At 69.7% G+C, this 26,470-nt stretch carries 25 protein-coding genes; 8 read left to right on the top strand and 17 right to left on the bottom strand.

Features of this window, described 5'->3' with window-relative positions; genetic code table 11:
• Nucleotides 1–46 precede the first annotated feature (46 nt).
• Together LCC91_RS04210 and LCC91_RS04205 are read left to right on the top strand one after the other, a co-directional pair.
• Nucleotides 47–643, top strand: a complete 597-nt coding sequence (locus LCC91_RS04210; RefSeq protein ID WP_143897848.1) for a chromate transporter — start codon at nt 47–49, stop codon at nt 641–643.
• On the top strand, nt 640–1,236 hold the full coding sequence (locus LCC91_RS04205) for a chromate transporter (protein ID WP_058615999.1): 597 nt from the start codon (nt 640–642) through the stop codon (nt 1,234–1,236). Before LCC91_RS04210 ends, LCC91_RS04205 begins: the two co-directional genes overlap by 4 nt.
• Before the next feature lie 114 nt (nt 1,237–1,350).
• Here the strand turns inward: LCC91_RS04205 and rlmB are convergent, their stop codons facing one another.
• Together rlmB and LCC91_RS04195 are read right to left on the bottom strand one after the other, a co-directional pair.
• Entirely contained in the window at nt 1,351–2,139 is a 789-nt protein-coding gene (gene rlmB / locus LCC91_RS04200; RefSeq protein WP_143897850.1) for a 23S rRNA (guanosine(2251)-2'-O)-methyltransferase RlmB, read from the bottom strand.
• 9 nt (nt 2,140–2,148) lie between these two features.
• A complete protein-coding gene (locus tag LCC91_RS04195; RefSeq protein WP_143897852.1) occupies nt 2,149–2,838 on the bottom strand; it encodes an ABC transporter ATP-binding protein in 690 nt (229 codons plus the stop codon).
• A gap of 15 nt (nt 2,839–2,853) precedes the next feature.
• On the opposite strand from LCC91_RS04195, the gene LCC91_RS04190 reads away from it, so the two are divergent.
• Nucleotides 2,854–3,498 carry an arylesterase gene (locus LCC91_RS04190; protein WP_043701683.1) on the top strand — a complete coding sequence of 215 codons (645 nt, stop codon included), beginning with the start codon at nt 2,854–2,856 and terminating at the stop codon, nt 3,496–3,498.
• Between the two features lie 73 nt (nt 3,499–3,571).
• Here the strand turns inward: LCC91_RS04190 and hutC are convergent, their stop codons facing one another.
• Nucleotides 3,572–4,297, bottom strand: a complete 726-nt coding sequence (gene hutC, locus LCC91_RS04185) for a histidine utilization repressor (RefSeq protein WP_043701680.1) — start codon at nt 4,295–4,297, stop codon at nt 3,572–3,574.
• 131 nt (nt 4,298–4,428) lie between these two features.
• On the opposite strand from hutC, the gene LCC91_RS04180 reads away from it, so the two are divergent.
• From LCC91_RS04180 to hutG, 5 genes are read left to right on the top strand one after another with little or no spacing between them, the layout of a single operon-like run.
• A complete protein-coding gene (locus LCC91_RS04180; protein WP_043701677.1) occupies nt 4,429–5,793 on the top strand; it encodes a YjiH family protein in 1,365 nt (454 codons plus the stop codon).
• 53 nt (nt 5,794–5,846) lie between these two features.
• Nucleotides 5,847–7,544, top strand: coding sequence for a urocanate hydratase (hutU, locus tag LCC91_RS04175; protein WP_043701674.1), 1,698 nt, complete (start codon nt 5,847–5,849; stop codon nt 7,542–7,544).
• 14 nt (nt 7,545–7,558) lie between these two features.
• Nucleotides 7,559–9,100 (top strand): histidine ammonia-lyase, encoded by a 1,542-nt coding sequence (gene hutH, locus LCC91_RS04170; protein ID WP_043701669.1) that lies wholly within the window; start codon nt 7,559–7,561, stop codon nt 9,098–9,100.
• Nucleotide 9,101: 1 nt separating this feature from the next.
• The gene (hutI, locus tag LCC91_RS04165; RefSeq protein WP_043701666.1) at nt 9,102–10,310 is read left to right on the top strand and encodes an imidazolonepropionase; all 1,209 of its coding nucleotides are present in this window, start codon (nt 9,102–9,104) and stop codon (nt 10,308–10,310) included.
• Nucleotides 10,307–11,251 carry a formimidoylglutamase gene (gene hutG / locus LCC91_RS04160; protein ID WP_058615994.1) on the top strand — a complete coding sequence of 315 codons (945 nt, stop codon included), beginning with the start codon at nt 10,307–10,309 and terminating at the stop codon, nt 11,249–11,251. The genes hutI and hutG overlap by 4 nt, the downstream gene beginning before the upstream one ends.
• 26 nt (nt 11,252–11,277) lie before the next feature.
• Here hutG and LCC91_RS04155 read toward each other — a convergent pair whose 3' ends face one another.
• From LCC91_RS04155 to LCC91_RS04090, 14 genes are all read right to left on the bottom strand, one after another.
• Nucleotides 11,278–12,504 carry a cystathionine beta-lyase gene (locus LCC91_RS04155; RefSeq protein WP_043701770.1) on the bottom strand — a complete coding sequence of 409 codons (1,227 nt, stop codon included), beginning with the start codon at nt 12,502–12,504 and terminating at the stop codon, nt 11,278–11,280.
• Nucleotides 12,480–13,004, bottom strand: coding sequence for a phosphoribosyltransferase (locus LCC91_RS04150; RefSeq protein ID WP_043701661.1), 525 nt, complete (start codon nt 13,002–13,004; stop codon nt 12,480–12,482). Before LCC91_RS04150 ends, LCC91_RS04155 begins: the two co-directional genes overlap by 25 nt.
• A gap of 18 nt (nt 13,005–13,022) precedes the next feature.
• Nucleotides 13,023–14,411: an adenylosuccinate synthase gene (locus tag LCC91_RS04145; RefSeq protein ID WP_043701657.1), complete on the bottom strand. Its 1,389-nt coding sequence runs from the start codon at nt 14,409–14,411 to the stop codon at nt 13,023–13,025.
• 73 nt (nt 14,412–14,484) lie between these two features.
• Entirely contained in the window at nt 14,485–15,666 is a 1,182-nt protein-coding gene (locus tag LCC91_RS04140; protein WP_043701654.1) for an ATP phosphoribosyltransferase regulatory subunit, read from the bottom strand.
• Between the two features lie 70 nt (nt 15,667–15,736).
• Entirely contained in the window at nt 15,737–16,630 is an 894-nt protein-coding gene (gene hflC / locus LCC91_RS04135; RefSeq protein ID WP_043701768.1) for a protease modulator HflC, read from the bottom strand.
• Between the two features lie 19 nt (nt 16,631–16,649).
• Nucleotides 16,650–18,023 carry an FtsH protease activity modulator HflK gene (hflK, locus tag LCC91_RS04130; RefSeq protein WP_082007616.1) on the bottom strand — a complete coding sequence of 458 codons (1,374 nt, stop codon included), beginning with the start codon at nt 18,021–18,023 and terminating at the stop codon, nt 16,650–16,652.
• Nucleotides 18,016–19,236, bottom strand: coding sequence for a GTPase HflX (gene hflX, locus LCC91_RS04125; RefSeq protein WP_043701652.1), 1,221 nt, complete (start codon nt 19,234–19,236; stop codon nt 18,016–18,018). Before hflX ends, hflK begins: the two co-directional genes overlap by 8 nt.
• The gene (hfq, locus tag LCC91_RS04120; RefSeq protein ID WP_043701649.1) at nt 19,233–19,487 is read right to left on the bottom strand and encodes an RNA chaperone Hfq; all 255 of its coding nucleotides are present in this window, start codon (nt 19,485–19,487) and stop codon (nt 19,233–19,235) included. Before hfq ends, hflX begins: the two co-directional genes overlap by 4 nt.
• Nucleotides 19,488–19,591: 104 nt before the next feature.
• On the bottom strand, nt 19,592–20,944 hold the full coding sequence (gene der, locus LCC91_RS04115; protein WP_043701647.1) for a ribosome biogenesis GTPase Der: 1,353 nt from the start codon (nt 20,942–20,944) through the stop codon (nt 19,592–19,594).
• Nucleotides 20,941–22,098, bottom strand: coding sequence for an outer membrane protein assembly factor BamB (gene bamB, locus LCC91_RS04110; RefSeq protein ID WP_224441018.1), 1,158 nt, complete (start codon nt 22,096–22,098; stop codon nt 20,941–20,943). Before bamB ends, der begins: the two co-directional genes overlap by 4 nt.
• Nucleotides 22,095–22,760, bottom strand: a complete 666-nt coding sequence (locus LCC91_RS04105) for a YfgM family protein (RefSeq protein WP_043701644.1) — start codon at nt 22,758–22,760, stop codon at nt 22,095–22,097. Before LCC91_RS04105 ends, bamB begins: the two co-directional genes overlap by 4 nt.
• A 75-nt stretch (nt 22,761–22,835) precedes the next feature.
• A complete protein-coding gene (gene hisS / locus LCC91_RS04100) occupies nt 22,836–24,143 on the bottom strand; it encodes a histidine--tRNA ligase (RefSeq protein ID WP_043701642.1) in 1,308 nt (435 codons plus the stop codon).
• Nucleotides 24,144–24,221: 78 nt separating this feature from the next.
• Complete coding sequence (ispG, locus tag LCC91_RS04095) at nt 24,222–25,529, bottom strand: flavodoxin-dependent (E)-4-hydroxy-3-methylbut-2-enyl-diphosphate synthase (protein ID WP_052231625.1); 1,308 nt, start codon at nt 25,527–25,529, stop codon at nt 24,222–24,224.
• Nucleotides 25,529–26,443 (bottom strand): helix-turn-helix domain-containing protein, encoded by a 915-nt coding sequence (locus tag LCC91_RS04090; protein WP_043701758.1) that lies wholly within the window; start codon nt 26,441–26,443, stop codon nt 25,529–25,531. The genes ispG and LCC91_RS04090 overlap by 1 nt, the downstream gene beginning before the upstream one ends.
• Nucleotides 26,444–26,470 lie beyond the last annotated feature (27 nt).

The following is a 26,470-nucleotide window of genomic DNA, read 5'->3' as shown; positions in this document are numbered from 1 at the left end:
CGCGCGGTGCCGACCGGGGGTTTCCCGATCTTGCGGGGGTGGCACGATGAGCGCTGCCACAGAGGCCGAGGCCCTCGCCGCGCCCCGGTCACCGGCCGCACTGTTCTGGGCCTGTACCGTGCTGGCGTTGCAGGGCTTTGGTGGTGTGCTGGCGGTGGTGCAGCGCGAACTGGTGGAGCGCCGGCGCTGGCTCACACGCGAGCAGTTTCTGGAGGATTGGGCGGCCGCGCAGGTGCTGCCCGGCCCCAACGTCGTCAACCTCGCGCTGATGATCGGTGGGCGTCATTTCGGCTGGCGCGGCGCGGTGGCCGCGCTGTCCGGCATGCTGCTCGCCCCACTGGTGCTGTTGCTGGCGATCGCGGTCGCGTTCTCGCACGTGGCCGCGCACCCCGTCGCCCAGGGGGCGCTGCGGGGCATGGGAGCGGTCGCCGCCGGGCTGATCGTCGGCACGGCGTTGCGCCTGCTGCCGGCGCTAGCCGGCAATGTGCTGGGTCTCGCGTGGTGCGCCGTGCTCGGGGGTGCGACGTTCGTCGCCGTCGCGATCCTGCGCTGGCCGCTGGCCGCGGTGCTGGCCGTCACCGGCGGCGTCGGGTGGGCGCTGGCGGCGCGACGGCTGCGGCACCGGGCGAAGGAGCCCGTATGACCACTCCCCTCACCACGGGCGACTGGCTGGCGCTCTTCACGCATTTTCTGTCGCTGTCGCTACTGGCCATCGGCGGGGCGATCACGACCGCGCCGGACATGCACCGCTATCTGGTCACGGAGCACGGCTGGCTCAGCGACGGCCAGTTCGCCGCGTCGATCGCGCTGGCGCAAGCCGCACCTGGGCCCAACATCCTGTTCGTGGCGCTGATGGGCTGGCACGTCGGCCTCAACAGCGGAGGCGGGCCCGCCGCGGGACCGGCCGCGTGGGGACTGGGTCTGCTGGGCGTCGTCGTCTGTCTCGGGGCCATGCTGCTGCCGTCGTCGCTGCTGACCTACGGCGTGGCGCGCTGGCTGCACGAGCGGCGCGACGCCTGGCCGGTGCAGGCGTTCCGGCAGGGACTCGCGCCCGCGGTCGTCGCGCTGCTGTTCACCTCCGGCTGGCTGCTCGCGTGCGGCACGGGCGACTGGCGGCACAATGCGGGACAGTGGGCACTGGCGGCGCTGGCCGCGCTGGTCGTCTGGCGCACGCGGCTGCACCTGTTGTGGCTGCTGGGGGCCGGGGGGCTGCTGGGTGCCTTGGGATGGGTATAGGTACCAGTGTGTAGGGCCACTGGCCCCTCCGCCCGAGAGCGGAAGATCCGGCGGCGTGTGCACCGCGACGGCTCGGGTGACTGGGGCCAGTACGCCGACGATGCAAAACGGCGTTCAGCGCCCGGCCGGCGACGCCGCGGCCAGGCGCTGGCGGACTAGCTCGTAGAGGCACACGGCGCTGGCCACCGAGACGTTGAGACTCTCCACCGCCCCGCGCATCGGGATGCTGACCAGCTCGTCGCAGGTACGGCGCACCAGCGGCCGGATGCCCTTGCCCTCTGCGCCCATCACCAACGCCACCGGACCGCGCCAGTCGTATTGGTAGAGGCTGCGCGGCGCGTCGTCGCTCGTGCCCACGATCCACAGGCCGCGGTCTTTCAGCGACTGCAGCGTGCGCGCCAGGTTCGTCACCATGAAATACGGCACCGTCTCGGCCGCGCCACTGGCCACTTTGGCCACCGTCGCATTGAGGCCGCAGGACTGGTCCTTGGGCGCGACGACGGCGTGCGCCCCCGCCCCATCGGCAACGCGTAGGCACGCACCCAGGTTGTGCGGATCCGTCACGCCGTCCAACACCAGCAGCAGCGGCGGATCGGCGCGCTGTTCGACCTCGGCGCGCGCCGCGAGCTGGTCCAGCAGGTCGTCCAGTGTGCGCGCCTGCTCCACCGGCCGCACGCGCGCCACCACGCCCTGATGGTGCGCGCCACCGGCCAGCTTGGCCAGACGCGGGCCATCGGCTTCGATCACGCGCACGCCCGCGTCGGCCGCGCGCTGCAGGAACTGCCGCATGCGCGCGTCGCGTCGCATGGCGTCGACATAGACCTCCAGCACCGAGTCGGGTGCCGTCTTGACGCGCACGCCGACGGCGTGAAAGCCGAACAGGATCTTGGTATCGGAAGACATGGGGCGCGATTATGCGCCGCGGGGCAGCTCGCGCGCGCGGCCGGCCTCGATCGCGATGCGGCGCTGGCATCGCGCCGCGATCGCCGGGTCATGCGTCACCAGCACCAGCGTCGTGCCGTGCTCGCGGTTGAGGTCGAACATCAGCTCCATCACCCGCTCACCCGTCGCGTGGTCCAGGCTGCCCGTGGGTTCGTCGGCCAGCAGCACCGCCGGCTCGACGACGAAGGCCCGCGCGAGCGCGACGCGCTGCTGCTCGCCGCCGGAGAGCACGCGGGGATAGTGCCCCAGCCGCTCGCCCAGGCCCACGCGTTCGAGCATGCGGCGCGCGGCCTCCCGCGCATCACGCCGCCCGGCCAGCTCCAGCGGTAGCATCACGTTTTCCAGCGCCGTGAGATTCCCCAGCAGCTGAAAACTCTGGAATACGAAGCCCACACGCCGCGCCCGCAGCGCCGCACGTGCGTCCTCGTCCAGCGCGAACAGGTCCACCCCGTCCAGGACGACCGTCCCGGTCGTCGGGGTATCGAGCCCGGCGATCAGCGACAACAGCGTGCTCTTGCCCGAGCCGGAGGCGCCGACGATCGCCAGCGCCTCGCCCGGCGCCACGTCAAAATCGATATCGTGCAAGATGTCAAGCGTGCCGGTGGCGTCGGTGACGGATTTGCCCAGCCGGCGCACCGCGATGATGGGAGCAGATGACATGAAAGGGATCGATTCGTGAAACGTCGCCACTGTACCGTGGCGCTGCTGGGCGCCGCCGCCGGGACGTGCCTGCCCCTCAGAGCCCACGCCACCGCCCGGGGTTCCGCACCGGTCATCCTCGTCGTCGGCGATTCGCTGAGCGCCGAGTATGGGCTGGCGCGCGGCAGCGGCTGGGTCGCGCTGCTGGAGCAGCGCCTGCAGCGCCAGCGGCCCGGCGCGCGGGTCGTCAACGCCAGCGTCAGCGGCGACACCACGGCCGGGGGCCGCTCGCGGCTGCCCGCGTTGCTGGAGCGGCACCGGCCCGACATCGTGATCCTGGAATTGGGCGGCAACGATGCGCTGCGCGGGCTGCCGCTGGCGACGACGCGCGACAACCTGCGCGCGATGATCCGCGCCAGCCGCGACGCCGGGGCGCGGGTGCTGCTGCTGGGCATGGACATGCCGCCCAACTACGGCGAACGCTATCGGGCGGAGTTTCGTGCCCTCTACACCGATTTGGCGCGTGAAGAAAACACCGCCGTGGTGCCGTTTTTCCTCGCGGGTGTGGCCGACCGGCCCGACGCAGGGCAGCACTTTCAAGACGACCGCATACACCCCAACGAGCGCGCACAGCCCCGCCTGCGCGACAACGTTTGGGCAGCGCTGCAACGCCTACTGTGAGATTGAGGCTTGCGCGCGCAGGGCACGGCGCCTTGCGGAGTACGAAAGTCGATCGCCGATCCGCAACGTCAGCTCAAAAACCCCCGGTGAACTGATACCGCGACGCGGGGTGCCACATCGCAACCACCGACGCGACGCGATCGCGTGAGCGTGTTTGGCGGCGCAGCACCAAACACGGCTCATGCGGCCCCATGCGCAACAGCTCCCGTATCGACTCCGGAGGCATACAGGCCTCGATCGCGAAGCGTACACCCTGCAGCGGGGCCACCCGCATCAGGTATGCGTTAGGGGTTTGGCTGCGAAAGTCCGCGTTCATGTACTCAGGAGCCACCTCGGGGTTCACATAGCGATCCTCCACCTGGATGGGATCGTCGTTGTCGTAGTGCACCACGATGGAGTGAAAGAGCGCAGAGCGCGGTGGTAGCTCAAACTGCCGCGCCAACGCCTCCGTGGCACGACAACGCTCCAACAGATGGAGCTCGCCTCGGTGCGCGTGCCCGCGCTCGGCAATTTCGTCCGCAATGTTGCGAATTTCCACCAGCGTGGACTGGTATTTGCGCTGCGCCACGTAGGTACCCGAGCCGCGCGTGCGCGACACGATGTGCTCGTCGCTGAGGTCGCGCAGCGCGCGGTTGACCGTCATGCGCGACACACCGAACTGACGTGCCAACGCCTCCTCGCTCGGGATGGCATCCCCCTCCTTCCACTCGCCACTGTGGATGCGCTCCAGCACATAGGCCTTGATGGTCTGGTAGGCCGGTTGACGGCCCTCATCAGCGGGCCGGAGGGTCGTGTTCATCTAGGGTAATCACTGAAGAGTTTCTGACACGGATTGTATTGACGCCTTTGGGTCTCGACGATCAAAATGTCTATACAACTTCAGATCAATCTGATAGATTTGTATAGACTATCAACCCTAGGAGACACCACATGCCCCGTCCTGACATCGCCCTGGCTGGCTCCCCCGGTGGTCTAGCCCTCCCGCTGCTCAAGCTGCTGGCCTTCAGCGCCGTGGGCGTGTTTCTCTTCTTCGTCGACATCGAGATCGGCGGCCGGCGCACGATTCCGGTGGATCACCTCAGCAGCTACCTGGTGCGCGAGCAGCGCAGTCTGGCGGTGGCCTTCGTGCTGGCACTGATGGCCTGGGGGGCCGTGTCACCCTTCGTTACTGGGGCATTTCGCCAGAGCGCCACGGCACTGGTATTCGGCGTGATCAAGCTGGCCGGCCTGGCCCTGGCAGGCCTGTACCTGGCCGGGCTGGCCCCCGACTGGGCCACCCAGAAAGACATGCTGCCCTTCCTTTTCGAGAAGCTGGCGCTGTCGGTGGGCGTGCTCATCCCCATCGGCGCTCTGGCGCTGAGCTTCCTGGTGGGCTTCGGCCTGCTCGAGCTGGTGGGCGTGCTGATGGAGCGCGTGATGCGCCCGCTCTTCCGCACCCCCGGCTACTCGGCCATCGACGCCGTCACCTCCTTCGTCGGCAGCTATTCCATCGGCCTGCTCGTCACCAACGCGATGTACCAGCAGGGCAAGTACACCGTGCGCGAGGCCATGGTCATCGCCACAGGTTTCTCCACGGTATCGGCCACGTTCATGGTGGTCGTGGCCAAGACCCTGGGCCTGATGGAGCACTGGACATTCTTCTTCTGGGCCAGCTTCGTCGTGACCTTCGCGGTCACTGCGATCACGGCCTACCTGCCGCCCATCGCCGGCATGGACGACCGCCGCCCCACCCCTGTCGAGGACGACCACGCCCCGGCCACCGGCAGCCGCTGGCGGCGGGCCCTGCAAGCGGGTGTGGCGCGCTACCAGTCGCGCGAGCCGCTGCCTCGGATGCTGTGGACCCACCTGAAGGACGGGCTGCAAATGTCCGCCGTCGTCACCCCCAGCATCCTCGCGGTGGGTTTTGCCGGCCTGTGCCTGGCCAGGTACACGCCGTTGTTCGATTGGATCGGCGTGCTGCTCAAGCCCGCGCTGTGGATCGCCGGTGCCGTGCTGGGCCTGGAAAACGCGACCGCTGCCAGCGGTGCCTTCGCCTCGGGCCTGGCCGAGATGTTCCTGCCGGCCATCCTGCTCAAAGACGCCGATTTCCTGCTGCGTTTCCTGGTGGCCCTGGTCTCGATCAGCACGGTGCTCTTCCTGTCCGGCTGCATACCCTGCATCCTGGCCACCCGCATCCCCGTCAAGTTTCGCGACCTGCTCGTGATCTGGCTGCTGCGCAGCCTGCTGAGCATCGTCGTCGGCGCTGCCGTACTGCGCACCGGCTTGGCCTTCGGCTGGATCAGGCTGCCGACCTGACCCATGTCCCACCGACACCCTTTTACCGTCACCCTTTTTCTCTGGAGCGCCCTATGACCGCCAACCCCGACCCCCGCCACGACCCCACGCGTGTGATTCGCGCCCCGCGCGGCACGACCCTGCACTGCAAAAGCTGGCTCACCGAGGCCGCTTACCGCATGTTGCAGAACAACCTCGACCCTGAGGTCGCGGAAAACCCGCAGGCCCTGGTGGTCTACGGCGGCATCGGCCGTGCAGCGCGCAACTGGGCCTGCTTCGACCGCATCCTGGCCTGCCTGCGCGAGCTCAACGACGACGAGTCGCTGCTGATCCAGTCTGGCAAGCCGGTGGGCGTGTTCAAAACACATCCCGATGCGCCGCGGGTGCTCATTGCCAACTCCAACCTCGTGCCCAAGTGGGCAACGTGGGATCACTTCCACGAGCTGGATCGCCAAGGCTTGTTCATGTACGGGCAGATGACCGCCGGCAGCTGGATCTACATCGGCAGCCAGGGCATCGTCCAAGGCACATTCGAGACGTTCGCCGAGGCCGGCCGCCAGCACTACGGCGGCAACTGGTCCGGGCGCTGGATCCTCACCGCAGGGCTTGGCGGCATGGGGGGGGCACAGCCGCTGGCCGCCACACTGGCGGGCGCGGTATCGCTGACCATCGAGTGCGAGCAAAGCCGCATCGACTTTCGGTTGCGCACGCGCTACGTCGATCGGCAAGCACGCGACCTGGACGAGGCGCTGGCGATGGTGCGTCACCATTGCGAGCGCAAAGAAGCCGTCTCCATCGCTCTGTTGGGCAACGCCGCCGAGGTGTTGCCTGAGCTGGTCAAGCGCGCGCGCGCCGGTGGTCTCAAACCGGATTTGGTCACGGATCAAACCTCGGCTCATGACTTGATTCACGGCTACCTGCCAGCCGGTTGGACCGTCGAGCAGTGGAAGGCCGCGCAGCGCGACCCCGCGCAGCACGCCACTTTGAGAGAAGCCGCCGCCCGCAGCTGCGCACAGCACGTGCAAGCGATGCTCGATTTCCATGCGATGGGGGTGCCGGTGGTGGACTACGGCAACAATATTCGCCAAGTCGCCTTTGATCAGGGCGTGCGCAACGCTTTCGACTTCCCCGGCTTCGTGCCGGCCTACATCCGTCCCCTGTTCTGCGAGGGCAAGGGGCCGTTCCGCTGGGTGGCGCTGTCGGGCGACCCGGAAGACATCTACAAGACCGACGCCAAGATCAAGGAGCTCTTCCCTGACAACCACCACACCCACCGCTGGCTGGACATGGCGCGCGAACGCATCGCCTTCCAGGGGTTGCCCGCGCGCATCTGCTGGCTCGGTCTGGGCGAGCGCCATCTCGCCGGCTTGGCCTTCAACGAGATGGTACGCAAAGGAGAACTCAAGGCACCCATCGTGATCGGCCGCGACCACCTGGACACCGGCTCGGTGGCGAGCCCCAACCGCGAAACGGAGGCCATGCGCGATGGCAGCGACGCCGTCTCCGACTGGCCGCTGCTCAATGCGTTGCTCAATACCGCCAGTGGTGCGACGTGGGTGAGCTTGCACCACGGTGGGGGTGTGGGCATGGGATATTCACAACACGCGGGCATGGTGATCGTCGCCGACGGCACCGAGGCGGCCGAGCGTCGCTTGGCACGCGTGCTGGTCAACGACTGCGCCTCGGGCGTGATGCGCCACGCCGACGCGGGCTACGAATTGGCCGTGGCCACCGCCAAACGCCATGGCTTGCGCCTACCCATGATCGACTAACCCCCCGAGTACCCATGGCTGAGACACTGACTCTGGAACCTGGCCGTCTGCAACTGCAAGACTTGCGCAAGCTCTGGGCAGCACCGCAAGCCGTGCAGTTATCCACGGCGGCCCGTGCAGCGGTGGCAGCAGCGGCTGCCACCATCGATACCATCGTCACCCGCGGCGAAGCGGCTTACGGTATCAACACGGGTTTTGGCAAGCTGGCCAAGACGCGCATCGCCGACACGCAGCTGCAACAATTGCAGCGCAACCTGATCCTCTCGCACGCCGTGGGCACAGGCGAGCCGCTCAAGGACGCGGTGGTGCGCCTGATACTGGCCACCAAAGCCGCCAGTTTGGCGCGCGGGCACTCGGGCGTGCGACCAGAGGCAATCGATACGTTGCTGGCCTTGCTCAACGCCGATATCCTGCCGCTGATCCCGGCCAAGGGCTCGGTGGGCGCGTCGGGTGACTTGGCACCGCTGGCGCACATGACGCTGGCGCTGATGGGCGAGGGCCTCGTGCGCATGCGAGGACGGGTGATGCCTGCGGCTGCGGCACTGCAAGCAGCCGGTATTGCACCGCTGCAACTGGCCCCCAAGGAGGGGTTGGCTTTGATCAACGGGACGCAGGTGTCGACGGCGCTGGCGCTGCACGGCTTGTTCATGGCCGAGCGCCTGCTGGAGGCAGGCCACTTGATCGGCGCGCTTTCGGTGGACGCCGCCAAGGGCAGCGACACCCCCTTTGACCCCCGCATTCACGCGCTACGGGGCCAACCGGGACAGATTGCCAGCGCGGCACTGACGCGCACCCTGCTGGAAGGCAGCGCCATTCGGCGCTCACACCTCACGCATGACGAGCGCGTGCAGGATCCGTACAGCCTGCGCTGTCAGCCCCAGGTGATGGGTGCCTGTCGCGACCTCATCGCGCAGGTGGCGCGCACGCTGCTCATCGAGGCCAATGCCGTCACCGACAACCCGCTGGTCTTTGCCGACACAGGCGAGGTGCTCTCGGGGGGCAACTTCCACGCCGAGCCCGTGGCCTTCGCTGCCGACACCCTGGCGCTGGCGCTGGCCGAGATCGGCGCGCTGTCCGAGCGGCGCATCGCCTTGCTGATCGACAGCACCCTCTCGGGGCTGCCGCCCTTCCTGGTGGACAACCCCGGGCTGAACAGCGGCTTCATGATCGCTCACGTCACCGCCGCGGCTTTGGCGTCCGAAAACAAACTGTTGGCGCACCCAGCCAGCGTGGACAGCCTGCCCACCAGCGCCAACCAGGAAGACCATGTGAGCATGGCCACCCATGCGGCACGGCGGCTCGACACGATGGCCGAGCACACGGGCACAATCCTCGCCATCGAGTGGCTCGCTGCCGCTCAGGGCGTGGACTTCCACCGCCCGCTGCCGACCTCTCCTCGCTTGCAGCGGCTGCACGGTGTGCTGCGTGAACGAGTGCCGTTCTACGCCGAAGACCGGTTCCTCGCGCCCGATATCGAGGCCGCCAAAACACTGGTGCTTGCCGGTGCGGCCACCACGGGCAACGAAGATATCGTGGCCGTGCTGTGGAAGGATTGAGATGTCGCCACCGCTGACCCTGTGGCACCGCGCGCGGCTGGCAACCCTGGCCGATGGCGATTGGAGCCTGATCGACGACGGCGCCCTGCTCACGCAAGGCGCACACATCACCTGGGTAGGGCGCGCACGCGAACTGCCGCGCGGCCTGGCCATCGAACGTGAATACGATCTGGGCGGTGCGCTGGTCACGCCGGGCCTGGTCGACTGCCACACACATTTGGTGTACGCGGGCTGCCGCGCGACGGAGGCGGCACTGCGCCTCAGCGGTGCCAGCTACGAGCAAATCGCGCGCGCCGGCGGTGGCATCCGCAGCACCGTCGCGGCCACGCGTGCTGCCAGCGAAGAGGCATTGCTGCAGCTGGCTGTGCAACGCGCACGAACGCTGCGCTCTCAGGGCGTGACAACTCTGGAGATCAAGTCCGGTTACGGCCTCGATCTGCCAACCGAGGCGCGTTGCCTGCGCGTGGCACGGCGCGTGCAAGCCACGCTGGGGATGAGCGTGCGCACCACTTACTTGGGAGCACATGCCGTACCACCAGAGTTCGAAGGCCGCCGCGACGACTACATCGAGGCCGTGTGTGAGTGGCTGCCCATCCTCCACGCGCAAGGCTTGGTCGACGCCGTCGACGCATTTTGCGAGCACGTGGCTTTTACACCGGCGCAGATCGGGCGCGTCTTTGCGACCGCGCGTCGCCTGGGATTGCCAGTCAAACTGCACGCCGAGCAGTTGTCCCATCAAGGAGGGGCAGCGCTGGCCGCCTCCTTCTCAGCCCTCTCGTGTGACCATTTGGAGTATCTTGACCCGGCAGGCATTGAGGCGATGCGCAGGGCCGCCACAGTGGCCGTCTTGCTGCCCGGGGCTTACTACCTGCTGCGCGAGACACGTCGCCCCCCCGTCGCAGCGTTGCGCGAAGCGGGCGTGCCCATCGCCGTGGCCACGGATCACAACCCGGGCACGTCACCAACGCTCTCGCTGCCGCTGATGGCGCACATGGCCTGTGTGCTGTTCGGCCTGACGCCGCTGGAGGCGGTGCTCGGCATCACGCGACACGCGGCACGGGCACTGGGCTTGCATGACCGGGGCTGCTTGGCCGTGGGGCAGCGGGCAGACTTGGCGGTGTGGGCACTCGACCACCCCAACGAGCTTTGTTATTGGTTTGGACACCTCCAACCTGAACGGGTGGTGATTGCGGGCGAGGTGGTGGCATGAGCGACTTTGTTTGGCGGGGCCGCATCGACGCCGACGACAGCGGCGTCACCACCCGGTGGCACCAACACGTGCGGCCACTGGCACAAGCCGATCGCCCCGGCGTGGTGTTGCTGGGCTTTGCCTGTGACGAGGGCGTGCGCCGTAACGGTGGCCGAGTCGGCGCAGCCCGTGGCCCACAGGCGTTGCGCAGCGCCCTGGCCAATGTGCCGGTGTTGGGCGAGCCAGCGGTTTTTGATGACGGCGACGTCGGGTGCGAGTGCGGGAATTTGGAAGCCGCCCAACGCGCGTTGGCCACGCGGGTGGCCGCGGCTTTGAGCGCCGGCCACTACCCGATTGTGTTGGGCGGCGGTCACGAGGTGGCGTGGGGCAGTTTTCAGGGGCTGGCGCACGCGCGGCCGCACCTGGCGCGGGTGCTCATCGTCAATTTGGATGCGCATTTCGATTTGCGGCAAGCCCCCCATCCCAACTCCGGTACACCGTTTTTTCAGATCCGCGCGTGGTGTGCGGCCCACGGGCGGCCGTTTCAGTACCGGGTCTTGGGCATCAGCCGCTTTGCCAATACGCAAGCCTTGTTCGACCGTGCGCGCGACTGGGAGGTGCCGTACTGGACGGATGAGGTCCTGCAAACGACCGACGGGGTGCGTGCGGCGCTGGCCGCACTCAGCAGGGACTTGACCACTTGCGACGCGGTCTACCTGAGCGTGTGCTTGGATGTCCTGCCCGCATCGCTGGCACCGGGCGTGTCAGCCCCTGCGGCCTTGGGCGTGCCGCTGGCACACGTGGAGACGATGATCGACCACGTGATGGCCAGCGGCCGCGTGGCGCTGGCGGATATCGCCGAGCTCAACCCCGCGCTGGATCGCGACGCACTCACCGCCCGCGCAGCCGCGCGCTTGGTGGCGCGTATCACGCGCGGCTGGGCGCCGCACATGTGCCGTTGATCTGCGCCCACCCCGCTGCCACGTTGTCAAGTCAACGCCCGTAGCGCTTGCGCCAAGTCCGCCCGCAGATCCTCTACATCCTCCAGGCCGACGGCGAACCGAACCAACCGCGGGGCGTGCGGCCACGGACGCGCGCGCATCGCCGGAATGTCGTAGGGCACGCACAGGCTGACCGGCCCCGCCCAGCTATAGCCCAGGCGAAACAGCCGCAGTGCGTCACAGAACGCGTCCACCCGCTCGGGCGTGACATCCGGTTCGAACACCACGCTGAACAGGCACGCCGCCCCCCGCGCGTCGCGCTGCCATGCGGCGTGGCCGGGGGAATCCGGCAGCGCGGGATGCAACACACGCGCGACGCGGGGCTGGGCCTGCATCCAGCGCGCCAGCTCGCGCGTGGCGGCGTCCTGCGCCCGGTAGCGCAGCGGCAGCGACGGCAGCCCGCGCAGCACCGCTTCGGCGTCGTTGGCACCCACCCCGAGCCCCAGGCGCATGTGCGTCATCAGCAGCGCGTCGTGCAGGTCGTCATCGCGCGTCACGACCGATCCCATCAACACGTCGGCGCCGCCGCTGGGGTATTTGGTGAGCGCCTGCATCGCGACGTCCACCCCCAGCTCGAACGGACGCAGCGCCACCCCCGCCCCCCAGGTGTCGTCCAGTGCCGTGAGGATCGGGCGCTCCCGGCCGGCATTGGCGGCGCGCACGACGGCGACCAGCGCCGGCACGTCCGGAAACTCCAGCGTCACCGACCCCGCCGCCTCCAGCCAGACGAGCCGCGTGCGCGGCGTGATCGCGGCGGCCAGATCGGCCGGATCCATCGGATCGTAGATGCGGTGGCCGATGCCCCACGCGGCCAGCTCGTGCGCGGCCAGTGCCTTGTTGGGGCCGTAGGCGTTGTCGGGGATCAGCACCTCGTCGCCGCTGCGCAGGAAGGCGAGGTCCACGAGCGCGATCGCCGCCAGCCCGCTGGGGGCGAGCACGCAGTGGCGCCCGCCCTCGAGGGTGGCGAGCCGCTCCTCCAGCGTGAACGTGGTGGGCGTGCCGTGCAGGCCGTAGGTGTAGCCGGACTTGTCCTGCCAGCGGCGCAGGCGCATCGCCTCGACGTTGGGGAAGAAAACCGTCGACGCCTTGTGCACCGCCACCGGCACGGCGTCGAAGCCGTCCGGCGCGCGGTACGGGTGATGGATCAGGCGCGTGGCGTCACCCGCGCCATCCGGCGGCTCACCGGGGGTCAGACCTTCCACTTCGCCAGCAATTGTTCGGGCCGCAGGTTGTCGTAGCACTCAAACGGCTGGTGGATCCAGGGGTTGGTCGGCAGAAACTCCACCGAATAGTCCGGCTGGAAGATCGACACCGCCTTGGTCCACAGCACGGCGGTGCGCAGTTCCGTGATCGGCGGGTAGTGGGTGCGCAGCATCTCGACCACGGCCTTGAGGGTGTGGCCCGAATCGGCCAAGTCGTCGACCAGCAGCACGCGGCCCGCGATCTCGCCCTTGGGCGTGGTGATGTAGCGCGCGATGTCGAGCTGGCCGCGCACCGTGCCCCCCTCCGCCCGGTAGGAGCTCGTGGACATGATGGCCAGCGGCTTGTCGAAGATGCGGCTGAGGATATCGCCCGGCCGCATGCCGCCGCGTGCCAGACACAGGATGGTGTCGAACATCCAGCCCGACTGGTAAATCTGGATCGCGAGCTTTTCGATCAGGTTGTGGTATTCGTCGTACGAGACGTAGAGGTGCTTGCCGTCTTCGGTGAGCATGGGCGGGCCTTTCGCGGTTCAGGCGGCAAAGGGATGGTGCAGAAGGATCGTATGGTCGCGATCCGGGCTTGTCGAGATGACGTGAATCGGCACGCCGGTGACGGCCTCGATGCGCTCCAGGTAGCGGCGGGCGTTGGCGGGCAGATCGTCGTAGCGCGTGACGCCCGCCGACGACTCCTGCCAGCCCGGCAGCGTTTCGTAGATCGGCTCACAGCGCGCGATCTCGTCAGCGCCCAGCGGCAGCAGGTCGATCTCCTGGCCGTCGAGGCGGTAGCCCACGCAGAGTTTGAGCTCTGGCAGGCCGTCGAGCACGTCGAGCTTGGTGATGCACAGGCCCGACAGGCCGTTGACCTGTGCGGAGCGCTTGAGCAGCGCGGCGTCGAACCAGCCACAGCGGCGCGCGCGGCCGGTGGTGGTGCCCTTCTCTGCACCGACGGTGGCCATGTGCCAGCCGGGCGTGCCCTCGGTCTGCCAATCCAGCTCGGTCGGAAACGGCCCACCGCCAACGCGGGTGCAGTAGGCCTTGGTGATCCCCAACACGTAGTGCAGCAGCCCCGGCCCGACACCCGCGCCGGCCGCGGCGTTGCCCGCCACGCAGTTGCTGGAGGTAACGAACGGGTAGGTACCGTGGTCGATGTCGAGCAGCGTCCCCTGCGCGCCCTCGAACAGCAGGTTGGCGCCCGCGCGGTGCGCCTCGTTGAGCTCGCGCGAGACGTCGGCCACCATCGGAAGCAACTGCTCGGCTTGTCGCATCGCCTCGTCGTAGACCGGCTCGAAGCGCACACGGCCGCCGTCCAAGTACGGCTGCAGCGCCGCCGGCCACGCGATCGACGCCGCATCGAGGTAGGTGGTCAGCAGGTGGTTGTGCAGGTCGAGCAGCTCGCGCAGCTTGGCGGCAAAACGCTGCGGGTGCTTGAGGTCCTGCACGCGCAGCGCGCGGCGCGCCACCTTGTCCTCATAGGCGGGGCCGATGCCGCGGCCGGTCGTTCCGATTTTCGCGGTGCCCGCTTTTTCCTTGGCCGCCTCGCGCGCGACGTCGACCGCGGCGTGAAACGGCAGGATCAGCGGACAGGCTTCGCTCACGCGCAGGCGCGAGCGCACCTCCACCCCGACGCGCTCCAGGCCTTCGATCTCCTCCAGCAGCTTGGCCGGTGAGAGCACGACACCGTTGCCGATGTAGCACTTGACACCGGCGCGCATGATGCCGCTGGGGATCAGGTGCAGCGCGGTCTTCACGCCGCCGATGACCAGCGTGTGGCCCGCGTTATGGCCGCCCTGGAAGCGCACCACGCCGTGCGCGGTCTCGGTCAGCCAGTCGACCAGCTTGCCCTTGCCTTCGTCACCCCACTGGGTGCCCACCACCACCACGTTGCGCCCGGGCTGGGGTCGGAATTGCGTGTCACTCATGGAAACTCTGCCGTTGTTGGGGTCGATTGGGTCTTTCGCTGCGGGGGGACGCCGGTTCTGCACGCGCGGGCCATCACACCGGCTGCACCGCGAGGGGCTGCACGATCCAGGCCCCGTCGCGCTCGACCAGCTCGCGATCACAAGCAAACTCGTCCACCTCGTGTTCGTGACCGGGGAGCACGCACACGACCGTCTCGCCGGCGGCGCGCAGGCGGGCGATCGCCTCGCGCAGCGCGGCGTCGTGTCGCCAGGGGGCGCGGATCGCGGGGCGCAGCGCCAGCGCCGGCGCCAGTCGCACCATCTGCTTGAGGTCGAGGCTGAAGCCCGCCGCCGGTCGCCGCCGCCCGAAGACGGCGCCCACCTCGTCGTAGCGGCCGCCGCGAGCCACCTCCTCGCGCGCGCCCGCCCCGGCGGCCAACAGCGAAAACCGCACGCCCGTGTAATAGGCATAGCCGCGCAGATCCGCCAGATCGATGGTGACCTCGACGTCCGGATCGCGCTCGCGCAGACGCGCGACGAGCCAGGCCAGATCGTCCAGCGCCGCGCGCAGCCGCTCACCGCCCGGCAGACAGCGCTGCGCCTGCGCCAGCACCGCCTCGTCGCCGTACAGCTCCGGCAGCGCGAGCAGCCCCGCGCGTACCGGCTCGGGCAGCCCGGCCGCGAGTTCCGCCAGCGCCGCCACGTCCTTGACCGCCAACGCGGCGTGCAGGCGCGCCAGGCGCTCGGCGGGGAGGGAACACCCCTGCAACACCGCGTCGACCACCCGCACGTCGCCGAGGTCGATCCCGAGCCGCTGCAGCCCCGCGGCGCGCACGGCGTCGAGCGCGAGTTCGAGGATTTCGAGATCGGCTTCGAGCCCGGCGTGACCGTAGATCTCGGCCCCCAGCTGCAGCGGCTCGCGCGAGCCGTGCGGACCGGCCACGCGCGTGTGCACCACCGGGCCGCAGTAGCACAGTCGCGTGACGCCGGCGCGGTTGAGCAGGTGGGCGTCGATGCGCGCGACCTGGGGCGTCGTATCCGCGCGCAGGCCGAGCGTACGGCCGGAGAGCTGATCGACGAGCTTGAACGTCTGCAGGTCGAGCGCCTCGCCGGTGCCGGTGAGCAGCGACTCCAGGTGCTCCAGCAGCGGGGGAATCACCAGCTCGTAGCCGTAGCGGCGCGCGACGTCGAGCAAACCGCGGCGCAGGTCCTCAATGTGGCGCGCCTCCGAAGGCAGCACATCGGCAAAATGATCCGGCAACAGCCAGGCAGACATGGATCGGCGATATCGGTGGGCAAAGGCCGGATTTTACCCCCTGCCCACCGGTGGCCCCGCCACCGCGCCCTCAGCGGGCGGGCGGCGCGCCGGTTCCCTTGAACGCCTTAAAGAACTCGGTGGACGGATCGACCACCAACACGTCCCCCTTGTTGGCAAAGCTGGCCTTGTACGCTTCCAGGCTGCGGTAGAACTGCGCGAACGCCGGATCGCGGCCAAACGCCTGCGCATAGATGCGCGCGGCTTCGGCGTCACCCTCACCCTTGATCTTCTGCGCCTGGCGGAAGGCTTCGGCCAGGATCACCTCGCGTTCACGGTCCGCTTCGGCGCGGATCTTCTCGCCCTCGGCAAAGCCGGTGGAACGCAGCTCGTTGGCGACGCGCTTGCGCTCTGCCTCCATCCGGTCGTAGACCGAGCGCGTGATCGATTCGGCATAGTCGATGCGCGAGATGCGCACGTCGACCACGTCCATGCCCCACGGCTTTTCCGCGCCGCGCACCGCGGCCAGCACCTCGCGCTGCACCGCGGCCATCAGTTCCTCGCGCTTGGACGACAGCAGCTCGCGCAGCGTGCGCTTGTTGACCTCCTGCTGGAAGGCGTTGCGCACGACGCGGTTGAGCTGCGCCGCCCCAGCGCGCTCATCCAGCCCGACGTTGCGGATGTAAGCCGACGGGTCGGAGATGCGCCAGCGCACGTACCAGTCGATGACGACGCGCTGCTTCTCGGCGGTCAGCGTCGGCTCGGTGTCCGTGCTCTCCAGCGTCAGCAGCCGCTTGTCGATGTACGACACATTCTGGAACGGCGGCGGCAGCTTGAAGTTGAGCCCCGGCTCGGTCACGACGTTGCGGATCTGGCCGAACTGGAACACGACGCCGTACTGGCGCTGGTCGACGACGAACAGCATGGAGCTGGCGATCGCCAGCGCCACCAGCACCGAGGTGAGGATGAATCCGATGCGGTTGATCATGTGGCCTGTCCTCCCCTCAACGCCCTTCACGGTCGCGGCTGCGCGCGTCGTCACGGCTGCGCGCGTCGGCGCTGCCAGCGGATGCCGCGGGCGCTGGCGCGGAAACGGCCGGCGCACCCGCGGCGGCCGCAGCGCCACTGCTCACCTGCTGCACGATCTTGTCCAGCGGCAAGTACAACAGGCTGGACTGCTGGCGCGTGTCGATCAACACCTTGGTCACGTTGGCATAGACCTCCTGCATCGCTTCCAGGTACATGCGCTCGCGCGTGACCTGGGGGGCCTTGGCGTACTCCGCCTGCACCAGCGCGAAGCGCTGCGCGTCACCCTGCGCCTGGCCGACGATGCGCGCCTTGTAGCCTTCCGCTTCCGCCAGCAGGCGCGACGCCGCACCGCGCGCTCGCGGGACGACGTCGTTGGCATACGCCTCGGCCTCGTTCTTGGCGCGCTCGCGCTCCTGGCCGGCCTTGAGCACGTCGTCGAACGCGGCCTGCACCTGCTCGGGCGGGCGCACACCGCCGGCCTGCAGGTTGATGCCGACGATCTCGATGCCGACGTTGTAGCGGTCCAGAATGTTCTGCATCAGCGTGCGCACGCGCGGGGCGATCTGTTCGCGCTCCTCGGCCAGCGCCGCGTCCATTTTCATCTTGCCGACCACCTCGCGCACCGCCGTCTCCGCGGCCTTGACCACGGCCGCGTCCGGATCGCGGCTATTGAAGAGGTACGCCCGCGCGTCACTCAGCCGGTACTGCACGGCGAACTTGATCTCGACGATGTTCTCGTCCTCGGTGAGCATCGCGGATTCGCGCAGCCCAGTGGCGCGCACGATCGCATCGCGCCCGATGTCGACCGAGCGGATCTGGGTCACGAACACCGTCTCGTGGCGCTGGATCGGGTACGGCAGGCGCCAGTTGAAGCCCGCGCCGACCGTGCTGTGGTAGCGGCCGAACTGCGTGATGACGGCCTGCTGACCTTCCTGCACGACGAAAAAGCCGCTGCCCAGCCAGATGAGCACGCCCACGCCCACCAGCAGACCAGCGCCGATGCCCGCGCCTTTCGGATCGGGCCGAGTGGGGCCGCCGCCTTCGCCGCGGCCCCAGCCGGGGCCACCGGGTCCGGTGGGCGGCCGCCCGCCGCCCCGACCGCCGAACAGCCCGCCGAGCTTGCGGTTGAAGTCGCGCCACAGCTCGTCGAGGTCGGGCGGGTTTTGTCCGCCGCCGGGCCGGCGCGACCCGTTGCCGTCACGACCCGGCTCGTCCTCGCCCCGTCCCCAGCGCGGGTCGTTCAGGTTGAACACGGCCCGCAGCCGTCGCACCCAGCCACCGGCGCGAGCCTTCGGGCCGGTGGCGGCCGGTGGACGGAGCGGTTGGGTGTCCCAAGGGTGATCACTCATGGATGACAGGTCGGTCGTTGTTGGGCAGGGGTATTGTGCCGTAAGGTGCGTCGCGTCCGCCGTCCGCGGGATTTGCCCGGTCCGACGCGCGCACCGCCTCGGCGACGACGGCGCGCAGGATGTCCAGGCCCTGGCCGGTCTGGGCGCTCACAAAGACCCGAGTCCGCGCTTGCCCGTCGAGTTCCACCCGGTCGCGCAGCTGCCGGGGCAGGCGCTCCGGGGGCAGCGCATCGATCTTGTTGAACACCAGCACCTGGGGGATGTCGCCGGCGCCGATTTCGTGCAGCACCTGCACGACGTTGTCGATCTGCTCCGGGTGCTGCGGGTTGGCGGCGTCGACGACGTGCAGCAGCAGGTCGGCGTCGCGCGCCTCCTGCAGCGTGGCCGCGAATGCCTCCACCAGCGTGTGCGGCAGGTCACGGATGAAGCCCACCGTATCCGACAGCGTCACGCTCGCGTCCGCCTCGGCCACGTACCACTGCCGCGTGGTGGTGTCCAGCGTCGCGAAAAGCTGGTCCGCCGCGTAGGCGCGCGCCTTGACCAGCGCGTTGAACAGCGTCGACTTGCCGGCGTTGGTGTAGCCCACCAGCGAGACGTTGAACGTGCCGCGCCGCTCGCGCTGGCGCCGCTGCGTGCGCCGCTGGCGCTTGACGCGCTCGAGCCGCTCGCGCGTACGGTGAATGGCCTCGGCGATCATGCGCCGGTCGAGCTCGATCTGCGTCTCGCCGGGCCCGCCGCGCAGGCCGATACCGCCGCTTTGCCGCTCCAGGTGCGACCAACGGCGCACCAGCCGTGTCGAGAGGTACTGCAGCCGCGCCAGCTCCACCTGTAGCTTGCCCTCGTGGCTGCGCGCCCGGCGCGCAAAGATCTCGAGGATCAGCAGCACGCGGTCGTTGACCGGCATTTTCAGGTGCCGCTCGAGGTTGCGTTGCTGCGCCGGACTGAGCGCCTGGTCGAACAGCACCTCGGCCGCGCCGTGCGCGGCGGCCAGCGCGGCGATCTGGTCGGCCTTGCCGCGGCCAACGTAAAGCGCCGCGTCGGGCGCACGGCGCCGACACACCACGCGGTCACAGACCCGGTAGCCCGCGGATTCGGCGAGCTGGGCCAACTCATCCAGGCTGGCGTCGAAATGCGCCTGTCCGATATCGACCCCGACGAGGATGACGCCGGGGGCCGGCCCCCCGGCCGGGGATGCCGGCGCGCCCGGGGTCACGATGCCGACGGACCCTCGGCCGGCTGCCCGACCGTGAAGTGCACCGGACGGCCCGGCACGATGGTCGAAATGGCGTGCTTGTACACCATCTGGGTGACGGTGTTGCGCAGCAGCACGACATACTGATCGAAGGACTCGATCTGGCCCTGCAGCTTGATGCCGTTGACGAGGTAGATCGACACCGGCACGTGCTCACGACGGAGCTGGTTCAGAAACGGGTCCTGCAGGAGTTGGCCTTTGTTGTTGCTCACGATATCTTCCGTGTTCCAAAAATTGGGGGGACGCCGACCATACCACAAACCCGGCGTCCCTGCCCGCGCGCCACACGCGCGGCGGCGGCCGGTTCACACGCGGATCAGGCGTAGGGGTTGTCCTGGGTCTTGAACTCGATGCGCAGCGGCGTGCCCTCGAGGTCGAACGCCTTGCGAAAGCGCGCCTCCAGGTAGCGGCGGTACGCGGCCCCCACGTGCTCCAGCGAGTTGCCGTGGATGACGATGACCGGCGGGTTTTGCCCGCCCTGGTGGGCGTAGCGCAGCTTGGGGCGGAACATCCCAGCTTTGGGCGGGGCCTGAAACGCCACGGCCTCCTGCAGCAGCCGGGTCAGCACCGGTGTGGGCATCTTGACCATCGCCGACTCGTACGCCCGGCGGATCGCCTTCCACAGCCCCTGGATGCCCTGGCGCTTGCGCGCCGAGACAAAGTGCGGCGGCGCGAATTTCAGGAACCCGAGCCGCGCCTCCAACGAGCGGCGCAACAACTCGCGCTGGTACTCGTCGACGGCGTCCCACTTGTTGACCGCGACGACGACCGCGCGACCACTGTCCAGGATGTAGCCAGCGATGTGCGCATCCTGCTCGGTGACGCCCTGCGTCGCGTCGAGCAGCAGCAGCACGACGTGGGCGCTTTCGATCGCCTGCAGCGTCTTGACGACGGAAAACTTCTCCACCGCCTCGAATACCCGACCTTTGCGCCGCAGGCCGGCCGTGTCGATCAGCTCGAAGCGCCGGCCCTCGCGCTCGAAAGGCACGCGAATCGCGTCGCGCGTCGTGCCCGGCAGGTCGAAGGCGACCAACCGCTCCTCCCCCAGCCAGGCGTTGATGAGCGTGGACTTGCCGACGTTGGGACGGCCGGCGACGGCGAGCCGAATCACGGCATCGGCCGCATCCCCTTCCGTTTGCAGCTCGGTGTCGTCGGCCCCATCCGGCCACGACAGGCGGTCCAACGCCGCCTCGACCATCGAGCGCACGCCCTGCCCGTGCGCGGCCGACACCGGCACGACGTCGCCGAGGCCCAGCTCGTAGAACTCCGCCCACTGCGCGCCCTCGCGCATCCCCTCGGCCTTGTTGGCGACGAGCACGGTCGGCTTGCCCAGGCGCCGCAGGTACGCGGCGATGTCGTGGTCCTGCGCGGTGACGCCGGCGCGCGCATCGACGACGAACACGACCACGTCCGCTTCGGCCACGGCCTGCCGGGTCTGCTTGGCCATCTCGCGGTAGATGCCGCTGTCCGCGTCGGGCTCGAAGCCGCCGGTATCGATGACGATGAACTCGCGCCGCCCCAGCCGCGCGTTGCCGTAGTGCCGGTCGCGCGTCAGCCCCGGCAGGTCGGCCACCAGGGCGTCGCGGCTCTTCGTGAGGCGGTTGAACAGCGTGGACTTGCCGACATTGGGCCGGCCGACCAACGCCACGACGGGCTTGAATCCGCTCATTGCGGACGCCACGCGTAAACGCCGCCGTTGCGCGTCACGGCCACCAGCGTGTTGCCGACGAGCAGCGGACCGTCGACGATCGGCGAGCCATCGGTCGCGAGGCGGTTGAGGAACGCGCCGTCCGCACGCGCAAGCACGTGCACATGGCCCTGCGCGTCACCGACGGCGAGCGACCGACCCAGCACCAGCGGCGCGGTCACGCCGCGGTGCAGCAGCCGCTCGTTCGTCCACGCGCGCTCGCCGTCCGTGCGCCGCCACGCGACGACCCGGCCGTTGGACTCGGTGCCGTAGACGCGCTCGGCGTCCGCCTGCACGCCCGAGACGCCATCGGCGCTCTGCGTCCACAGCGTGCGCCCGCGCACCGCATCCACGCAACCGACCGCGGACTGGAACGCGCGCACGCACACGACATCGCCGTCACGCCCGACGCGGCCGACCAGGTCCACCAGCCGCTCGATTTCGTTGGCGCCGCGCGAGCGGCCGACCACCGCATCCCACAGGACGCGCCCGCTGTCGGGGTCGAGCCCGACCAGCCGCCCGCCGATCCCCGCGATCAGGGTGTTGCCGACGGCCCCGAGCACCCCCGGCTGCTGCAGCACGAGCGGCTCGGTGCCGCGGCTGCTCTGTGACCACAGGCGCCGCCCGTCCCGGGCGTCGAACGCGATGACGCTGCGGTCACCCCCAAGCACGAACACCCGCTCACCCGCGACGAACGGCGGCGTGAACGGGCGCGACGCCAGCCGCTGGCGCCACGCGACGCCGCGCTCGGTCAACACGGTCAGGTCGTTGTCACGCGTGACCAGCGCCACGCGCTGACCGTCGAAGCCGACCCCGGCGGCCATCGGGGCGCCCGCCTCCGCGCGCCAGCGCACGCGGCCACTGGCGCCGTCGAGCACGACCACCGCCCCCGCGGCGCTGGCCAGCGCGATGGCATCGCCACGCACCACCGGCACCAGCAACGGGTCGACGGCGCCGATCGACTGCGTCCACGCCTGCTGCACCGGCAGCAGGGCCGTCACCGGCTCGAGCGGCGTGGGTTGGGGTTTCTTCGGACCGGACGAGCAGGCCGCCAGCGCCAGCGCCGCCACGCCGATCATCCACCACGCGCCCCGCGCGGGCCGCGGCGGCACTCCCTGTCGCACTGTTGCGTTCACGGTTTGGCCTCCGGTTCGGCACCGGGGTCGACCCCGAGTGCGTTGAGTTTGGCTTCGACGATGCCACGGTAAGCAACGTCGCTGTCCATCCCGCGCCAGGCTTCCCGGTACGCTTCGCGGGCCTCGTCGATGCGCCCAAGCCGTTGCAACACGTCGCCGCGGCGGTCGGCCCGCCAGGGGCGCAGCGCGGCGGGCACTTCGGCCTCCAGCAGCTTGAGCGCCGCTTCGGGCTGCCCGGCATCTAGCTCGATCCCCGCGAGGCGCAGCCGCGCCACCGCCGCCAGCGCGTCATCGCGCGCGCGGTCGATCACGAACTGCAATGCAGCCCGCGCATCGGCGCTTTGCTCGGCGTCGGCGAACACCCGCGCGGCCAGCAGGGCCCCGTGCTGCGCCTGCGTCGTGCGCGCCGCCTGCGCCTGCAGGTCGGTCCAGACGCGGCGCACGCGCTCGACGTCGTCGGCGCGCGCCGCCTGTTCGAGTTCGTCGAACAGCGCCGCGGCCTGCACCGCCTGGCGGTTTTGCCAGTACTGCCAGCCGTTGTACGCCGCATAGGCCGCCAGCACCGCGATCAGCAGCCACGTGATCGCGTTGCCCCAGCGGGCCCAGAACGCCTTGAGCTGGGCGATTTGTTCCTGTTCTTCGAGGTCGTAGTGGGAGGCCATGCGGTCTCGCGTTGGTGGTGTCTGGGCGGGATTGTAGAGGGGGCGCCGCGGCCCGCCGGCACCGCGGCCGCGCGATCAGGGTTGCGCGTCGCCGCGCAGCCGATCGGCCCACTGCGCCACCTGCGCCAGCGGCAGGCGGGTCTGCGCCGTGATCGTACCGGCAACCCCCTCGCGCAACGGCTTGACCGCGACTTCGCCCGCCGCGAGCTCTTCCGCGCCGAAGATGAGCGCGTAGCGCGCGCCGCTGGCGTCAGCCTTTTTGAACTGCGACTTCATGCTGCCCAGTCCGTCGGCGGTCGTGGCGTGCATGACGACGCTCACCCCCGCGGCGCGCAGTGCGCGCAGCGCCGGCAGCACCTGCGGCCATGCGCCAGCGTCCGGGACGATCGCGTAGGCGTCCGGCACCGCAACCGCCGGCAAGCGTTGCTGCGCCTTCAACAGCTCCAGAATGCGCTCCACCCCCATCGCCCAGCCCACGCCCGGTGCGGGCTTGCCGCCGAGCTCGGCGATCAACCCGTCGTAGCGGCCCCCGGCGCACACCGTCCCTTGCGCCCCCAGCGACGCGGTGACGAACTCGAAAACCGTGTGGTGGTAGTAGTCGAGCCCGCGCACGAGCCGCGGGTTGACGCGGTAGGCAATGCCCTGCGCATCGAGCAGCCGCCGCACCGTGTCGAAGTGCGCCAGCGACACCGGGCCCAGGTGGTCGAGCAGCTTCGGTGCGGCCTCCACGAGCGCCTGCATCGCGGGGTTTTTGGTGTCCAGGATGCGCAGCGGGTTGGTGTAGAGCCGTCGGCGCGCGTCCTCGTCGAGTTGGTCCGCGTGCTGCTCGAAGTAGGCGATGAGCGCCTGCCGGTGCGCCTGCCGCTCCGCCGGCTGCCCCAGCGTGTTGAGCTCGAGCGTGATGTCTTGCAAGCCGAGTTCGCGCCACAGGTCCGCGGCCATCGTGATCAGTTCGGCGTCCGCCTCCGGCCCGGCCAACCCCAGCGCCTCCACGCCGATCTGGTGGAACTGCCGATAGCGCCCGCGCTGCGGGCGCTCGTGGCGGAACATCGGCCCCATGTAGTAGTAGCGCTTCGGACCGTCGTAGAGCAGCGAATGCTCGACCGCGGCGCGCACGACGCCGGCCGTGCCCTCGGGCCGCAGCGCGAGTTGCTCGCCGTTGAGCCGGTCCTCGAACGCGTACATCTCCTTCTCGACGATGTCGGTCACCTCCCCGAGCCCGCGCACGAACAGCGCGAGCGGCTCGACGATCGGGGTGCGGATGTTGCGGTAGCCGTAGCGGGCAAACAGCGCACGCACCTGCCCCTCCAGCCACTCCCAGTGGGCGGAGTCGGGCGCGACGATGTCGTTCATGCCTTTGACGGCGTTGATCTTGTCTGTCATGCGAAATCTCGACGGATGGCTGCCCGCGGGGGCGCGGCAGCGAACGAAACACAACAACGGGATGCGGGATCGGGCCGCTCAGGCCCCGGCCCGGCCAAAGCGGCGCGCGACGTAGTCCTCGACGATCTGGCGAAACTCCTCGGCGATGCGCTCACCGCGCAGCGTCGCCACCTTCTGCCCGTCCAGGTACACCGGTGCCGCCGGCGCTTCGCCGGTGCCGGGCAGGCTGATGCCGATGTCGGCGTGCTTGCTCTCGCCCGGCCCATTGACGATGCAGCCCATGACCGCGACCTTGAGATTCTCCACGCCGGGGTAGCGGCTGCGCCATACCGGCATCGCGGCGCGCAGGTGGTCGTCGATCTGCTTGGCCAGTTCCTGAAACACGGTGCTGGTGGTGCGCCCGCAGCCGGGACAGGCGGTGACGCTGGGCACGAAGTGCCGCAGCCCCAACGCCTGCAAAATCTCCAACGCGACGACCACCTCCTGCGTGCGCGGCTCGCCGGGCTGGGGCGTGAGGCTGACGCGGATCGTGTCGCCGATGCCCTGCTGCAGCAGCACCGCCAGCGCCGCCGCGGACGCGACCGTCCCCTTGACGCCCATGCCCGCCTCGGTCAACCCGAGGTGCAGCGGGTAGTCGCAGCGCCGCGCCAGTTCCTGGTACACGGCGATCAGATCCTGCGCGTTGCTGACCTTGCACGACAGCACCACGTCCTCGCGCGCCATGCCCAGCTCGACGGCGCGCTCGGCCGACGCCAGCGCGGAGGTGATCAGCGCCTCGTACATCACCTGCCGCGCGTCCCACGGTTCGGCACGGCGGGCGTTCTCGTCCATCATCTGCCCGAGCAGCTCCTGATCCAGGCTGCCCCAGTTGACCCCGATGCGCACCGGCCGGCCCCAGCGCAGCGCGGCCTCGATCATTTGCGCGAACTGGCGGTCCTTTTTCTCGCCCCGGCCGACATTGCCCGGGTTGATGCGGTATTTGGACAGCGCCTGCGCCATCGCCGGGTAGTCGGCCAGCAGCCGGTGCCCATTGAAGTGAAAGTCCCCGATCAACGGCACGGACACGCCCATGCGGTCGAGCTGCTCGCGGATGTACGGGACCGCCTTCGCGGCCTCGTCGTTGTTGACCGTGATGCGCACCAGCTCCGAGCCGGCCTGCGCGAGTTCCTTGACCTGGATCGCGGTGGCGACCGCGTCCGCGGTGTCGGTGTTGGTCATCGACTGCACGCGGATCGGTGCGTCGCCGCCGACGGTGACGCGGTTGTCACCCCAAGCGACGACGCCCTGGCGCGACCGCCGCGGGGCAGGACCGCCGAGCGGAATCGGCTGCTCACGGGGGGAGGTGGAGGACCGTTCGGCCACCGCGGCGCTGGGGCTCGTGCTCATCAGCGGATCTCGAAACGCGCGACGTTGTTGCGGGCGAGCGGCGCGAGGTCGAACGGCTGGCCGCGCACCACCACCTCGGTGACATCGGCGCGCCCGACCGTGACCGCCAGCGGCAGGTCTTCGTCGAAACGCAGCGTCTCGCCGGGCTGCACGTTGCGCTGCAGCCAAACGCGGCCGGACGCCCCGGTCACCTGGATCCAGCTCGCACCGCCGCGGATGCGCAATTCCAGCACGCCGGCGGTCGCCGCGGGCGGCGCCGACGGCACTTGGGCCTCGGCCGTCGTCGGGGTGGACGCGGCGGCCGGGACCGCTGTTGTTGTCGCGGCCGCTGGGGCGGTGGCCGTGCCGCCCGGCCCCGCGGCCATCGAGGCGCCCGAGGCGGACGATGCCGCAGCCGGCGTCGCCGGCGGTGCCGCCGACGTGGACTCGCCCGCAGGCGGCGTCGCTGCCGCGGGACCGTCGCTGGCCGGCGGCGTCACCGCGACCCCGTTGGCCGTCGCGGGCGGGGTGTCGTCCGTGTTGGGCAACACGAACCACAGCACGCCCGCCAGCACCACCAGCACCAGCGCCACCCACCACGGCGCGCGCTCCCGCACCGAAAGGGTGCTGCCACCGGTGCCGGCGGACTCCCGCGGCATCGGCGCGCCGATCGTGTCCCGCGCGGGACCGAGATCGGGCGCCTGCCCGGCCGGCAGGCCGGCGAGCACCGGCGCCGCGTCGATCTTGAGCGCGCGGCACACGCTCAGCGCCAACGCCCGCGTGAAGGTCGCATCGGGCAACGCATCGAAGCGCCCCTGCTCCAGCGCCTCCAGCCGCTGCACCGGCACCTTCAGCGTCGCCGCCAGCGTCGCCACGTGCAGCCCGGCGCGCTCGCGCGCCTGCCGCAGCAAGGCACCGCCGTGCGTACCGGACATCGTGTTCCCATCGGACACCGGTGTCGG

This window comes from Tepidimonas taiwanensis (assembly GCF_020162115.1).
In the GTDB taxonomy this organism is placed as follows: Bacteria; Pseudomonadota; Gammaproteobacteria; order Burkholderiales; family Burkholderiaceae_C; genus Tepidimonas; species Tepidimonas taiwanensis.
Note: the sequence above shows the minus strand (reverse complement) of the source record. Positions and strands in the feature narration are given on the sequence as shown.